Below are 14,058 nucleotides of genomic sequence, written 5' to 3'. Positions count from 1 at the left end.
GAGGAGGCCGCAACGCGCAAGCTCAGGGGGAGGAAGTGATGCAGATACTCTTGGCGGCCGCTGGCCTGCTGGATTGGGTTAACAGTCGCCTGCTGGCCGTCGGCCGCTGGATCGGGATCACTGCGTTGGCGGTTATGGTCTGTCTCATCTTGGGGCAGGTCTTTTTTCGTTATGCCCTGAACGATGCACCGAACTGGACCGAAGAAGGCGCACGCTTTGGCATGCTGTGGATGACGGGCCTCATGGCGCCGCTGGCCTACCGCATGGGCGGCTTCGTGGCCATCGACATGCTGGAAAGCGCCCTGCCAAAGCTGCTTGCGGGGCTGCTCGGGCTGCTTTTGTTGGGCATATCGCTTTGGGTGTTGTGGATCGCGTGGGACCGTGGCTTGAACAACCACGTGGACACGCTGTCGGGGCGGGGGTGTTCGTCCTCTTTGCGCTGGCCCTTCGGGATCGAGATCGGCAAATGCGGCCCCAAGTTTCAAAACAACTACCAATACGCGTCGCTTTGGGTCGGGGTGAACCTGCTGATCCTCGTGAACGTCGAGCTTATCATCCGGCAGATCATCACGCTCTTGGGGCAGGGGCACCGGTTGCCTCTTATTCGCAACGACGCTTTGGCGGGGGCTGACTGATGCTGTTGTGGTTCTTGCCCATCTTCTTGCTGCTGATCATGATCGGCTTGCCCGTGGTTTTCGCGCTGCTGGCCTCGCCCATCGCGCTGATCATGCTGGAGGGCGACCAGCGCAACGTCGTCGCGGGGCTGTACCGCAACCTTTATAACGGGATGGACAGCTTCCCGCTGATGGCGCTGCCGTTCTTCATGCTGGCGGGTGAGATCATGAACCGTGGCGGCATCACGCTGCGCTTGGTCGAGTTCTCGCAGGCTTTCATGGGGCATCTGCGCGGCGGGCTGGCGCATGTGAACATTCTGGCGTCGATACTGTTTGCGGGGCTGTCCGGCTCTGCGGTGGCGGACACATCGGCGCTTGGCTCCACCCTGATCCCCGCGATGGAGAAGAACGGCTACACCCGCAAATTTGCGGCGGCGATCACGGCGGCCAGCTCTGTCATCGGGCCAATCATTCCGCCGTCGGGCATCATGATCATCTACGCCTATGTCATGGGCGAAAGCGTGGCGGCGTTGTTCCTTGCGGGCATCGTGCCGGGTATCTTGGTGGGCGTCGGGCTTATGGCGACGGTGCGCCTGATGGCGGACCGCTACGACCTGCCCAAGGCGGAGCGCATCGTGCGCAAGGATCAAACAATCACGCCGCTGGAATCCGCCGTTAGCTTCGCGCTGGTCCGGCTCAACATTGCGGGGCTATTATATGCGGTGTCGGGCGTGGTGACGTGGGTGTTGCCCGTGCAGGTCAGCGGCTGGCTGATCTTCGCGCTGGCGCTGCCCATCGCACATGCGGTCGCGCAGGCGACCAAGGCGCGGGTGTCCACGGATTTCCGGCTGGTGTGCAAAAAGGCCATTGCGCCGCTGCAAACCCCGATCATCATTCTGGGCGGCATCCTGATCGGGGTCTTTACCCCGACGGAGGCCTCCGCGGTGGCCGTTGCCTATGCGCTGATCATCAGCTTCTTCGTGCTGCGCTCCATGAACGGGCAGGATCTGATCGCGGTGCTGACGCGGTCGGCTTTGTCGACCTCGGCGGTGTTGCTGCTGGTGGGGGCGGCGGTGTCGTTCAAGACCGTGGTGTCGCTGTCCTATGCGCCGCAAATCCTGTCCGATTACATCCTGTCGCTGTCGGAAAACCCGCTGGTGCTGCTGTTCCTGATCAACCTGCTGTTGTTCATCGTCGGCATGTTCCTTGATGCGGGTCCGGCTATCATTATCCTCGGGCCAATCCTTGGCCCCATCTTCGTCGACCTTGGCGTGCATCCCGTTCACTTCGCGATCATCATGTCGGTGAACCTGACCGTCGGCCTTGCCACGCCGCCCATGGGGCTGGTGCTCTTCGTCGCGTCATCGGTGTCCGGCGAGAAGGTCGAAACCATCTCGCGCGCGATCCTGCCGTTCCTTGCGGTGGAGGTCGTCGTGATCTTCCTCATCACCTATGTGCCCGCCATTTCCATGACGGTGCCATATCTTGCCGGCTTCTTGGGGTGCGGCCCCGACGTCGGTTTCTCGGCTTGTATAAGCCCAACGCCGTGAACACGGCACGTCACGAAAACCGCGCATCGGACGATGCGCCACCAGCATCCATAGGGAGGACACAATGCTGAAAAACCTAACCAAAGCGGCGCTAACGGCCGCACTTCTGGCCACGCCGCTGGCGTCTTGGGCGCAGGATTTCACCATCCGCGCCACGGCCAACTCCAACGAGAACGACGAAGACTACGACGGCCTCGTCGTGTTCAAAAACTACGTCGAAGCGGCCTCCAACGGGCGCATCGCGGTGGAGCTGTTTATCGGCACACAGCTCTGCGCAACGGGGGCGGAATGCCTTGAGGGCGTCGCCGAAGGTTCCATCGACGTCTATATCTCCACCTCTGGCGGGGCGGCGGGCATCTTCCCCTATGTGCAGGTTCTGGACCTGCCGTATCTGATGGCCAACGACCGTGTGGCAGAGGCGGTGCTAACCGGCGACTTCACCCGCAAGATGCGCGACATGGCGCTGGAAACGTCGGACGGCGCGATCCGTCTGATGACCATCGGCAACACCGGCGGCTGGCGCAACTTCGCCAACACCAAGCGCCGCGTGGCGGAGCCATCCGACATGGAAGGCCTGAAAATCCGCACCGTCGTGGCCGACCTGCCGCAAGAGCTGGTGAAAGCGCTTGGCGCGTCCCCAACCCCGATCCCATGGCCAGAGCTGTTTACCTCGTTCCAGACCGGCGTTGTGGAAGGCTCCAAAAACGGGATCACCGACATCATGGGTATGAAGTTCCCTGACGCGGGCCTGCAATATGTCACCCTCGACGGTCACGCCTACATGGGTGCGCTGTGGTGGATGTCGAACGCCAACTTCATGGCGATGCCGGAAGATCTGCGCCGCGTTGTGGTCGACGGCTTCAGCCAGTTGCAGCAAGCCACATTCGCCTCGCCCAAGCGCAAGTCGATCGAGGCCTACGAGGCCTTCGTGGCAGGTGGCGGCGACCTCTATGTGCCAACGCCAGACCAAAAAGCCGCCTTCGCAGAGGCTGCGGCCCCCGTGCAGGATTGGTTCCGCAGCAACGTAGACGGCGGCCCTGAAATTCTGGATGCGCTGGTTGCAGCCGTGGATGAGGCCGAGGCCGAACTGGCGACAGCCTATGAAAGCGACCTGAACTAAACACACAAGTCAGGGCGGCGCGGCTTGTTCGCGCTGCCCTACCGACTGGATGCTACCGGAACGGGTACATCCAACCTTTGTAATCGGCGACAAGTATATGCGCTTTCTTGATCATCTCCGGCGTCATCTTTTTGACCACCTCTTCAAGGCTGATCGCCGCGTCGGGGTCGCCGCCGATGGCCGACAGCGTGTACCACATATAGGCGCGCGTCAGGTCCGGCGCGGGCATGCCGCGCCCGATCTCGTAATACCAGCCAAGCGCGGACTGCGACCCCGGATGCCCCTTGAGGGAGCTGCGCAAGTACCACTCGAACGCCCGAACATCGTCGCGCTCTACCCCCAAGCCCATCGCATACATGATGCCGATCAGCTCCTCCGCGTCGGCGTTTCCGGCGCGCGCGGCGGGGGCAAGCGCGGTGTAGGCCTGCTCGAACTTGTTGGCTTCCATCAGGTCGCGGGCCGCCTCGATATCGGCAAGGGCGGGCGTCGTGCACAGCAGCAGGGCAATCAGGGGGCGCATAGGGCGTGGGCCTTTCTGGTGGTCGCGGCGCTGATGCCCGCTGTTGCTGCGGCGGAGCCGCTTCCGGCGGCGCTCTCTGCCGCTGATTTTCATCCTGTGGACCATAAACAGGCGGCCCTCGGTCAGCTGCTATTCTATGACAAAATATTGTCAGGGAACAAGAATATCAGCTGCGGCACCTGTCACCATCCGAAGTTCGGCACCTCCGACGGTCTGTCCTTGGGGATCGGGGAGGGCGGCGTTGGCCTTGGTACGGACCGCCACGCCGGAACCGGCCACAGCCGGATAGAGCGGCGCGTGCCGCGCAACGCCCCTGCACTTTGGAACCTTGGCGCGCGGCAGGTCCACACGTTGATGCATGACGGGCGGATCAGCGCGGCCAACACTTACGGCAACGCCTTCAACACCCCCGCTGAGGAATGGCTGCCCGACGGGATCGACACCGTGCTGGCCGCGCAGGCGTTCTTCCCCCTGACCTCAGAGACCGAAATGGCGGGCGGCACCGGAGAGAACGAGGTTGCGGGCGCTGTCACGGACCGGATCGACAACGGATGGCCGATCGTCGCAAAACGCGTGCGCACGATCCCTGAATATGGCCGGAAGTTCGTCGCGGCCTTCCCGCATATCACCGCGCCGCATGAGGTCACAATCGTGGAGATCGCAAATGCCCTCGCGGCGTTTCAGGCGGTGGAGTTTCGCAGCATCGACAGCCCGTTTGACCAGTATCTGGCGGGGGACGCCACCGCGCTGGACGCGCCGCAAAAACGCGGGCTTGATCTGTTTTACGGCGCGGCCAACTGTGCCAGCTGCCACAGCGGCCCGCTTTTGTCGGACCAGAAGTTTCACGCCATCGGGGTGCCACCCTTCGGGCCGGGGCGCACGCGGCGCTTTGATTTGATCGCCCGCGATGTCGGACGGCTGGGCGAAAGCGACCGGCTGGAGGACGCATACAAGTTTCGCACGCCCATGCTGCGCAACGTCGCCCTGACCGCCCCTTACGGCCACAACGGCGCGCATCAAACGCTGGCGGAGATGATCCGCCAGCACATGGACCCGCACGCGGCTTTCGACACATGGACGCCCGCGTCGGCAAGGCTGCCGAAGGCGGACTGGCTCCAACAGGCGGACTTTTTGATTTGGCAGGACCGCAGCGAGATCGACCGCCAGAAGCGCGTGCTGTCACCCAGCAGCCCTTTGCTAAGCGCGGCGCAGGTCGGTGATCTGGTGACGTTCTTACAGGCGCTGACGGGCACCACCTTGGACACGCCGCCCTTCGGCGTGCCAACGCAAGTGCCAAGCGGATTGCCCGTGGATTAACCTTGGATTAACCGCTTATGGCGGCGCGCAGCGCGGCGGTGTCGAGGGGCAGTCCGGTGAAGACCTCCCACGCGTCTATGCCTTGGCCAAAGAACAGCTCGTACCCCGAAATGATATCCAACCCAGCGCGTTTCGCGCTTTGCAAAAACGGCGTGTGAACGGGGGTATACACCGCATCAAAGGCCCAGGACGCGCCGTGCATCGCGGCCTCGGGTAGGGGCGTGCCGCCGATACCCTCCATGCCCAGCGGGGTGCAGTTGATGATGCCGTCTGCACCTTTGGCGGCACCCTCGGCGCTCGGGGCCACACGGATGCGCGCGCCCGTCTCCTGCGCCGCAAGACTACGGGCCAGCGTGGTCGCCTTGTCCGTATCCGTGTCAACGCAACGAATGTCCGTCGCGCCCGAGCCGATCAACGCGAACCCGACCGCTTTGCCAACGCCACCCGCCCCGATCAGGCAGACGCGCCCGACATCCTGCTCCGCGCGTGCCGCGCGGTAGGCGCGCATGAAGCCGCTGTAATCCGTGTTGAAGCCTTGTGGGCCGTCCGCATCAAAGCGGACGGTGTTCACCGCGCCGATGGCCTGCACCAGCGGGTCGCTTACATGGACGCGGGCGGCGGCGCGTTCCTTGTAGGGGTAGGTGACGTTAAGGCCGCGAAACTCGCTGTCGCGGGCGTGGTCAAACACCCCGTCAAAGCCAAGCCCCATGTCCTTGGGCACCAAGCGGTCATAGCGCACATCCACCCCCGCAAGCCGCCCCGCCGTTTCGTGCAGCAGCGGCGCTTTGGAGGCGGCGATGTTGTCGCCGATCAGGCCGAGCCGTATCACGCGGGTCTAGTTCGCCGCGCCCGCGCGGTACCATGCCATCAGGGTGTCGCGGTTCTGCGGCGTCATGGTCTCAATGGCGTTGGGCGGCGGCATGGCGGTGCTGACGCCGGCATGCAGGAAAATAGATTTGGCGTGCCGCGCCACATCGGCGGGTGTTTCCAACACCACGCCTTTTGGTGGCCAGTGCATGCCGTCCCATGCGGGTTCGCGGGCGTGGCACATGGAGCAGTTGCCAAGCACCACGTCATACGCGTCGTCAAACCCGTCGGCGGATGCGAATTTCTGCTCGACCGGCGTCAGGGCGCGCGCCTCCGCCGCCTCAAGGCTGTCCATTGCGGGGTTGGTGGACAGCCACGCGATAAGGATCATCAAGATCACCGTCAGGCCCCATGTCCAGTTCGGCCCCTTGCCGGTGGAATGCATAGTGTTGAAGTAATGCCGGATGGTCACGCCGGTCAGGAAGATCAGGCTGGCGATGATCCAGTTGTACTCCGTGGCGAAGGCCAGCGGGTAGTGGTTGCTCAGCATCAGGAAGATCACCGGCAATGTCAGATAGTTGTTGTGGGTGGAACGCAGCTTGGCGATTTTGCCGTACTTCGGATCCGGCGTGCGCCCCTCTTGCAGGTCTTTCACCACGATGCGCTGGTTGGGCATGATGATGAAGAACACATTGGCCGTCATGATCGTCGCGGTGAACGCGCCCAAATGCAGCAAGGCGGCGCGGCCCGTGAAGATTTGGTCATACCCCCAAGACATCACCACGAGGATGACGAACAACAGCAGCATCAGGGCGGTCGGGGTTTCCCCTAACTTGGATTTGCACATGAAGTCGTAGCAAATCCAGCCGATGGTTAATGACCCCGCAGAGATCGCAACACCTTGCCACAGCGACAGATCCGCTTTGGTCGGGTCCAGCAAGTACAGCTCCCCGCCGACCCAGTAGACGATCATCAGCAAGGCGGCCCCCGACAGCCACGTCGTGTAGCTTTGCCATTTGTGCCAGATCAGGTGGTCCGGCATGTTTTCCGGCGCCACCATGTATTTCTGGATGTGGTAAAAGCCGCCGCCGTGGACCTGCCATTCCTCGCCGGATGCGCCCGCAGGCATGTTCGGGGCCTTGCGCAACCCAAGGTCGAGCGCGATGAAGTAGAACGACGCGCCGATCCACGCCATTGCGGTGATCACATGGGTCCAGCGCACGGCAAAGCCGATCCAGTCCCACATAACGGCAAAATCATACATCACCTGTCTCCTTCAGGGTGTGGCGGTGGTTTTTACCTATCAAGACCTAGCTGCCGCGATATGTCGAGTAGCCAAACGGGCTAAGCAGCAGGGGCACGTGGTAGTGCTGGGCCTCGGACATGCCAAAGCGGAGCGGGATCACGTCCAGAAAGCGCGGCTCCTCCGGCGGGGTGCCGATGCGGTCCAGATAGACGCCCGCATGAAAGACCAACTCATAGGTGCCGGTTTCAAACTCGTCCGCGGGCAGGATTTGGCTGTCGGTGCGCCCGTCGTCGTTGGTGATCACCGTCTTCAGATGTGTGCGGGTGTCGCCCTCGATGCGGTAGAGGTCAATCGTCAGCCCGCTTGCGGGGCTGCCACGGCTGGTGTCTAGAACATGGGTGGTCAGGTATCCGGACATGGAATGCTCCTTCTTGGGTTTTCGCCAGTGTTTCAACTGCACGGCATGAAAGTAAACCCGAAAGGCCGCAAGGCGGTTTTGCGCCGTATTTGATAAACTGCCCCCCATGTCCGCCGCGCGGCAGTTGACGCGGCCTGTGCCTGCTGTATGGGAAGGCCATGGCACAAATTGAAGTTCTCATCGAAGATACCCGCTGGACGGATGCGGGGCTACACGCATTGGCGGAACGCGCCTGCGTCGCTGCCCTTGCGGAGCTGTCTTTGGACGCCGACTTCGAGATCAGCCTGCTGGCCTGCGATGATGCGCGCGTGGCCGAGCTGAACACCGAGTTTCGCGGCAAGCCCACCCCCACTAACGTGCTGTCATGGCCGTCGGAGGAGCGTAGCGCGCAGGTTCCGGGCATGATCCCGCGCCTGCCCGCCGACATCCCGCACGAGATGGAGTTGGGTGATATCGCAATCGCGTTCGAGACCTGCGTGCGCGAGGCGGAGGCGGCGGAGAAGCCGTTTTCGGACCATGTGACGCATCTTTTGGTCCACGGAACGCTTCATCTGTTGGGGTTTGATCACACAAATGATCCAGATGCCGCCTTGATGGAGGGTTTGGAGACCAGAATTCTTGCAAAATTAGGTATTGAGGACCCATATAGGGTTTGAGGCTCATACTTAGAGCCATTTTATTGGAAAAGGACCGATGGGCGCAGAAAATGACGGCTCGTCTACTGCAGCGCAAAGCGCGCAGGACATAGACTCTAGCCAGACCGAAGTCGCAGTGGACGACGAGACGGAACCTGGACTTATATCACGTGTGATCGCCGCCTTCCGTGCGCCCGATTACAGCGACGAAACCTCCGACAGAAATGGAACGGGCAGGTCGGGTATGCTCGGCTTGGGCAACCTACGCGTCAAGCGCGTGGAGGACGTGGTTATTCCGCGCGCCGAAATCGTGTCTGTTGCCAAGAACATCGGCCTCACCGACTTGGTGGAGGTGTTCCGCGAAAGCGGCATGACCCGCCTGCCGGTGTTTGAGGATACGTTGGATTCCCCCATCGGGATGATCCACCTGAAGGACTTGGCCCTGCGCCACGGCTTCAACGGCAAAAGCAAATCGTTTGATCTGGGTGAAATGGTGCGCCCCGTGCTGTTCGTGCCGCCCTCCATGCCGATTGGCGTGCTGTTGGCGAAAATGCAGACAGAGCGCAAACACATGGCGCTGGTCATTGACGAATACGGCGGCGTTGACGGGCTTGTGACGATTGAGGATTTGATCGAGCAGGTCTTGGGCGAGATCGAGGACGAACACGACATCGACGAAGCCGACATGTGGAAGCTGGAAAAGCCGGGATCCTATCTGGCACAGGCCCGCGCCCCCTTGGAGGAGTTCGAGGCCGAGATCGGCCAGCGCCTGTCCGACGACGAGATGGACGAAGAGATCGACACCCTCGGGGGTTTGGTCTTCATGCTGTCGGGGCGCGTGCCGACGCGCGGCGAAGTGGTGGAGCACCCGTCGGGGGCCGAATTTCAGATCATCGACGCCGACCCGCGCCGTATCAAGCGCCTGCGCGTCTTGGTGCCACATGCGCACGCCAGCTAAGCCCGTTGTGATGCCTGTATGATAAAACGCGCCTTTCGGCCTGCGGCGCGGCCCAGTTGGTCGCGCCTTGCCCTTGCGTTCGGCGCGGGGGCGCTGGGCGCGTTGGGGCAGGCGCCGTGGTCGCTATGGCCGCTCGCACTTTGTGGCTTCGCGGCGCTGATCTGGCTCTACCGTCACACATTGTCCGCCCCTAAGGCCGCTTGGATCGGCTGGGCAGGCGGTGCGGGCTACTTCGCGCTGGCGCTGTTCTGGCTGGTAGAGCCGTTCTTGGTCGACATCGCACGGCACGGCTGGATGGCCCCCTTCGCGCTGTTCTTCATGGCGGGGGGCTTGGCGCTTTTGTGGGCCGTGGCCTTCGGCGTGGCACGCCGTTTGGGCGGGATTATCGCGCTGGTGGCGCTATGGACGGTGATGGAAATGCTGCGCAGCGTTTTGTTTACCGGTTTCCCGTGGGCCACCATCGGCCACATCTGGTCCGACCACGCGGTTTTGCAACTGGCAGCGGTCGCGGGCACGCCCTTACTTACGTTTGTAACGCTGGTCATCGCGGCAGGCCCGTCGGCGCGCAAACCCTATGTGGGGTTGGCTATATCCCTGGTGGTGCTTGCCGCGGCATGGGGCTTTGGCGCACAGCGCCTTGCCAGTCACGAGACCCAAAACACCGGCAAAACCGTGCGCCTGATCCAGCCCAATGCTGCGCAGCATTTGAAGTGGCAGTCAGAGCATATTGGCGAGTTCCTGCAACGCGCAGTGAACCTTACGGCGGCCCCAACTGACACCGCGCCGGACTTGATCGTGTGGCCGGAAACCTCCGTGCCCTATCCGCTGAATGACGCGCCGCAGGTGCTGGAGGCCATCACCCGTGCAGCAGGCGGCCAGCCGGTGATTGTGGGCGGCAACGACCGCGTGGAAGACGGCTGGCGCAACACGCTGGCCTTGCTTGGCCCAGAGGGGCAGCGCGAACAGGTTTACCATAAATACCACCTCGTGCCCTTCGGCGAATACATCCCCTTCGGGGAGGCGCTGTCGCAGTTGGGCATTCGCGGCTTGGCATCGCGTGACGGGGGCGGGTTCTCCAAGGGACCGGGCCCCAAGCTGATTGACCTGCCGGGGATCGGGCCTGCGTTGCCGCTTATTTGCTACGAGCTGATATTCCCGCGCCGTCTGCGCGGTTTGCCCAGATCGAACGTGATCTTGCAGATCACCAATGACGCGTGGTTCGGCAATATCTCCGGCCCCTACCAGCATTTGGCGCAAGCGCGCCTGCGCGCGGTGGAGCAAGGCCTGCCGCTGGTCCGCGCGGCAAACACCGGCATTTCCGCCGTGATTGATCCGTGGGGTCGCGTCACGGCCGAGACTCAGCTGAACGTGGCGGCCTATCTGGATGCCGCCCTGCCAAAGCCCGCCGCCCCCACGCTTTATGCGCAGTTTTACGACTGGCCCATGCGCGTGCTTTTGGGGTTGTTGCTGGTTTGGCGGATTGCCGCGCGTCGCCGTCTTTCGATTGACCGCGTCCCCCCACAGGAGTAGGGCAGAGGCTTAAATTACCGTCACAACGGCTTCCTGACGTGGCGGAGCAACATATTTGGAGCACTTCCCCATGGCACGACAGAACTACCTATTCACCTCGGAATCCGTATCCGAGGGGCATCCCGACAAAGTGTGCGACCGTATCTCGGACGCGGTATTGGATGCATTCCTGGCGGAAGAGCCCGAGGCGCGCGTCGCCGCTGAAACCTTCGCCACCACCAACCGCGTGGTGATCGGCGGCGAAGTTGGCCTGTCTGACAAAGACAAGTTGCACGACTACATGGAGCGCATCGACAGCATCACCCGCGACTGCATCCGCGACATCGGCTATGAGCAGGACAAGTTCCACTGGAAGACCGTCGAGGTCACCAACCTGCTGCACGAACAATCCGCGCATATAGCGCAAGGCGTTGACGCCGCGACCGACAAGGAAGAGGGCGCGGGCGACCAAGGCATCATGTTCGGCTTCGCCTGCGACGAGACGCCGGAGCTTATGCCCGCCCCGATCCACTACGCCCACGCGGTTCTGCGTCGTTTGGCCGAAGTGCGCAAAAACGGCACGGAGCCAACGCTTGGCCCTGACGCCAAGTCGCAGCTGACGGTGAAATATGTGGACGGCAAGCCTGTCGGCATCTCCTCGGTGGTTTTGTCCACGCAGCACCTTGATGAGACCATGACGTCGCAAGATGTGCGCGCCGTGGTCGAGCCTTATATCGTGGAAGTGTTGCCGCAAGGCTGGCTGTCTGCGGACACCGAATGGTGGGTCAACCCGACGGGCAAATTCGTCATCGGCGGGCCGGACGGCGACGCGGGCCTGACGGGCCGCAAGATCATCGTCGACACCTACGGCGGTGCGGCCCCGCATGGCGGCGGCGCGTTCTCGGGCAAAGACCCGACCAAGGTGGACCGCTCCGCAGCCTATGCGTCGCGCTATCTGGCGAAGAACGTCGTGGCCTCCGGCTTGGCGAAACGCTGCACCATCCAGCTGAGCTATGCGATTGGCGTGGCCAAGCCGCTGTCGATTTATTGCGATACCCACGGCACCGGCGAAGCCCCCGACGCGGCGATCGAGGCTGCAGTGGCGGGCCTGATGGACCTGACCCCGCGCGGCATCCGCGAGCATCTGGGCATGAACCGCCCGATCTATGCGCGCACCGCAGCCTACGGCCACTTTGGCCGCGCGCCAGAAGCCGACGGCGGCTTCTCTTGGGAGCGCACAGATCTGGTAGAGGCGCTGAAAAGGGCGGTCTAAGCCGAGCTTGCATATTCAAACCAAAGGGCGTGCCACTGGCGCGCCCTTTGTCGTTTTCAGCTGCGGGGCTGTTACCCTAGCAACAAAATATCCGATTCACCGGCGTCGCGGCGCAGGGCGTGTACATCGGCCAGCTCTGGATCATTGGCCCAAGCCACGGCGGCATCTTTGTCGGGGAAACTCAGCAAGGCCGCGATGCTGGGTACATTTGGCGAGCCATCTAGGACGGTGAATTCACCTGTACCGGCCTCGACCTTGCCGCCGTGTTTGGCCAAGGCAGCGCCCGAAACTTCACGGTATTTGGCGATAGCGTCGGGGTTGGTGACGGCGAGTTTTGCGATTGCATAGATCATTGGGGTCTCCTGGTTTGGGGTGTGTTGAAACCTAGCGGCAAGGCTCGCGCGCGAAAACGCGTGCCATTGCATCTGTCTCGTGCGAAAACGCATGTATGGATATGGCTTGGGATGATCTGCGCACGGTGCTTGCATTGGTGCGCCATGGCTCGCTGGCGGGGGCGGGCGGCGCACTTGGGGTGAATTACACCACCGTGGCCCGCCGAATTCGCCGCGCGGAAGACGTGCTTGGTCTGGCCTTGTTTGAGCGTCTGGCAGACGGCTACACCCCGACAGAAATGGCGCATATGATCGCAGAACATGCCGCGCAGATGGAGCAGGCTGAGGACGCCCTCATGCGCCGTATGAAGGGGGCAGAGACACAGTTGTCCGGCCCGCTGGTGATCACCGCCTCGCAATTGCTGATTGCCAATTTCCTGACGCCGGTTCTGGATCAATTCACCACCAGATATCCGGCAGTGGAGCTGCGCATCTTGGCCACCAATGATCTGTTGGACCTCTCGCGCCGCGAGGCCGATCTTGCGGTGCGCATCAGTCGCACGCCCGGCGATGAATTGACCGGCTTGCGGTTGCTCAGCCAAGACACCGCCAGTTTCGCCAGCCCAGATTGGGCCGCGCGCATTGCGCAAGACCCGCATGCGATGATCGATTGGGTGGTTTATGATGCCACGCCCGATGTGCCCAAAGGGATTAGCCCCGATTACCCCAGTACGCAGGTCAGGTTCCGTTTTGACGATATGGTGGCGCTGATCGGGGCGGCGCAGGCGGGGTTGGGGGTTCTTAGGATGCCCATGTTCCTTGGGCGCACAATCTCGGGGTTGGAGCAAGTGCCCGTGCTGCCACCGCGATCCTACTCTGATATCTGGGTGGTGGGGCATCCGGATGTCTGGCCATCTGCCAAGGCGCGGGCCTTTCGCGAGGTGCTGGTCGCCCATTGTAAGGCCAACCGCGCGTTGTTTGTGGCGTAAGCAACGTTGCGCCCGCGCCAAGTCGGGGCTACACCGCCGCGCATGAGCACATCAGACACAGATTCCGCGACGCCACGGCGTAACTTTTATGGCCGCCTGAAGGGCAAGACCCTGAACGCCCGCCAGCAGCAGGACTTCAACGAGGTACTGCCCAAGTACCTGTTGGACCACGTCAGCCGCGAAGATAACCCCGACCGCACACTGCTGGACGTGGACCGGATCCGCGACGGGCGCCCGTTGTGGCTGGAGGTGGGTTTCGGCTCTGGCGAGCACATCCTGCATCAAGCCAAGGCCAACCCTGACGTGCTGATCATCGGTTGCGAAATCTACGTGAACGGCGTGGCGTCCCTGCTGGGCAAAATCCGCCGCGAGGGGGTGACCAACATCGTCATCCACCCCGGTGATGCGCGGGATTTGCTGGATGTGCTGCCGGAAAACAGTCTCGACAAGATGTTCCTGCTCTACCCCGACCCGTGGCCCAAAGCCCGCCACCACCGCCGCCGCTTCGTGACGCCGGAGCATCTGGACCCGCTGGCCGAAAAGCTGAAGTCAGGCCATGAGTTCCGCGTGGCCACCGACATCGAAGACTACGTGCGCCAAACCTTGGAGGAGGTGCCGCCTGCGGGCTTCACCCTGACCGAAAACCCTGATGACCTGAGCACCGCTTGGGACGACTGGTTCTCCACCCGTTACGAGCAAAAGGCGCTGCGCGAAGGCCGCGCCCCGCATTATATGACGTTCATCCGGACCTAACCCCATAGGGATACCCT

15 protein-coding genes and 1 riboswitch are annotated in these 14,058 nt (G+C 62.5%); of the genes, 10 read left to right on the top strand and 5 right to left on the bottom strand.

Translation table 11 applies throughout. The features are described 5' to 3' along the window. The first annotated feature begins 38 nt into the window (after positions 1 to 38). The 3 genes from BLW66_RS12395 to BLW66_RS12385 all read left to right on the top strand — a co-directional run bounded on the left by BLW66_RS12395 (position 39) and on the right by BLW66_RS12385 (position 3,284). Positions 39 to 635 (top strand): TRAP transporter small permease, encoded by a 597-nt coding sequence (locus tag BLW66_RS12395; RefSeq protein WP_089947483.1) that lies wholly within the window; start codon positions 39 to 41, stop codon positions 633 to 635. Continuing rightward, positions 635 to 2,164, top strand: a complete 1,530-nt coding sequence (locus BLW66_RS12390; RefSeq protein WP_089947482.1) for a TRAP transporter large permease — start codon at positions 635 to 637, stop codon at positions 2,162 to 2,164. The genes BLW66_RS12395 and BLW66_RS12390 overlap by 1 nt, the downstream gene beginning before the upstream one ends. Before the next feature lie 64 nt (positions 2,165 to 2,228). Next, entirely contained in the window at positions 2,229 to 3,284 is a 1,056-nt protein-coding gene (locus tag BLW66_RS12385) for a TRAP transporter substrate-binding protein (RefSeq protein ID WP_089947481.1), read from the top strand. Positions 3,285 to 3,336: 52 nt separating this feature from the next. Here BLW66_RS12385 and BLW66_RS12380 read toward each other — a convergent pair whose 3' ends face one another. Next, positions 3,337 to 3,804, bottom strand: coding sequence for a tetratricopeptide repeat protein (locus BLW66_RS12380; RefSeq protein WP_089947480.1), 468 nt, complete (start codon positions 3,802 to 3,804; stop codon positions 3,337 to 3,339). 33 nt (positions 3,805 to 3,837) lie between these two features. Here BLW66_RS12380 and BLW66_RS12375 point away from each other — a divergent pair, with 33 nt between their 5' ends. Continuing rightward, positions 3,838 to 5,121, top strand: coding sequence for a cytochrome-c peroxidase (locus BLW66_RS12375; RefSeq protein WP_089947644.1), 1,284 nt, complete (start codon positions 3,838 to 3,840; stop codon positions 5,119 to 5,121). 7 nt (positions 5,122 to 5,128) lie between these two features. On the opposite strand, the gene BLW66_RS12370 is transcribed toward BLW66_RS12375, so the two are convergent. From BLW66_RS12370 to uraH, 3 genes are read right to left on the bottom strand one after another with little or no spacing between them, the layout of a single operon-like run. Continuing rightward, on the bottom strand, positions 5,129 to 5,950 hold the full coding sequence (locus BLW66_RS12370) for a shikimate dehydrogenase family protein (protein ID WP_089947479.1): 822 nt from the start codon (positions 5,948 to 5,950) through the stop codon (positions 5,129 to 5,131). Positions 5,951 to 5,956: 6 nt separating this feature from the next. Further along, a complete protein-coding gene (locus tag BLW66_RS12365; protein ID WP_089947478.1) occupies positions 5,957 to 7,192 on the bottom strand; it encodes a urate hydroxylase PuuD in 1,236 nt (411 codons plus the stop codon). Positions 7,193 to 7,238: 46 nt separating this feature from the next. Continuing rightward, complete coding sequence (gene uraH / locus BLW66_RS12360; protein WP_089947477.1) at positions 7,239 to 7,592, bottom strand: hydroxyisourate hydrolase; 354 nt, start codon at positions 7,590 to 7,592, stop codon at positions 7,239 to 7,241. A 158-nt stretch (positions 7,593 to 7,750) separates the two neighbouring features. Between uraH and ybeY the strand changes: the two genes are divergently transcribed. From ybeY to metK, 4 genes are all read left to right on the top strand, one after another. Beyond that, complete coding sequence (gene ybeY, locus BLW66_RS12355) at positions 7,751 to 8,248, top strand: rRNA maturation RNase YbeY (RefSeq protein ID WP_089947476.1); 498 nt, start codon at positions 7,751 to 7,753, stop codon at positions 8,246 to 8,248. A gap of 37 nt (positions 8,249 to 8,285) precedes the next feature. Beyond that, a complete protein-coding gene (locus tag BLW66_RS12350; protein ID WP_089947475.1) occupies positions 8,286 to 9,185 on the top strand; it encodes a hemolysin family protein in 900 nt (299 codons plus the stop codon). An 18-nt stretch (positions 9,186 to 9,203) separates the two neighbouring features. Continuing rightward, positions 9,204 to 10,715, top strand: coding sequence for an apolipoprotein N-acyltransferase (gene lnt / locus BLW66_RS12345; RefSeq protein WP_089947474.1), 1,512 nt, complete (start codon positions 9,204 to 9,206; stop codon positions 10,713 to 10,715). A gap of 14 nt (positions 10,716 to 10,729) precedes the next feature. Next, positions 10,730 to 10,778, top strand: a riboswitch (SAM-SAH riboswitch). Positions 10,779 to 10,785: 7 nt separating this feature from the next. Then, positions 10,786 to 11,967, top strand: coding sequence for a methionine adenosyltransferase (gene metK, locus BLW66_RS12340; protein WP_089947473.1), 1,182 nt, complete (start codon positions 10,786 to 10,788; stop codon positions 11,965 to 11,967). Positions 11,968 to 12,038: 71 nt separating this feature from the next. Here the strand turns inward: metK and BLW66_RS12335 are convergent, their stop codons facing one another. Next, a complete protein-coding gene (locus BLW66_RS12335; protein ID WP_089947472.1) occupies positions 12,039 to 12,320 on the bottom strand; it encodes a DUF1330 domain-containing protein in 282 nt (93 codons plus the stop codon). Between the two features lie 101 nt (positions 12,321 to 12,421). Between BLW66_RS12335 and BLW66_RS12330 the strand changes: the two genes are divergently transcribed. Continuing rightward, positions 12,422 to 13,288 (top strand): LysR family transcriptional regulator, encoded by an 867-nt coding sequence (locus tag BLW66_RS12330; protein WP_089947643.1) that lies wholly within the window; start codon positions 12,422 to 12,424, stop codon positions 13,286 to 13,288. Positions 13,289 to 13,330: 42 nt separating this feature from the next. Further along, positions 13,331 to 14,041, top strand: a complete 711-nt coding sequence (gene trmB, locus BLW66_RS12325) for a tRNA (guanosine(46)-N7)-methyltransferase TrmB (RefSeq protein ID WP_089947471.1) — start codon at positions 13,331 to 13,333, stop codon at positions 14,039 to 14,041. Positions 14,042 to 14,058: the final 17 nt, after the last annotated feature.

It is taken from the genome of Litoreibacter albidus (genome assembly GCF_900107015.1).
In the GTDB taxonomy this organism is placed as follows: Bacteria; Pseudomonadota; Alphaproteobacteria; order Rhodobacterales; family Rhodobacteraceae; genus Litoreibacter; species Litoreibacter albidus.
This window is presented reverse-complemented; position numbering and strand designations above follow the sequence as displayed.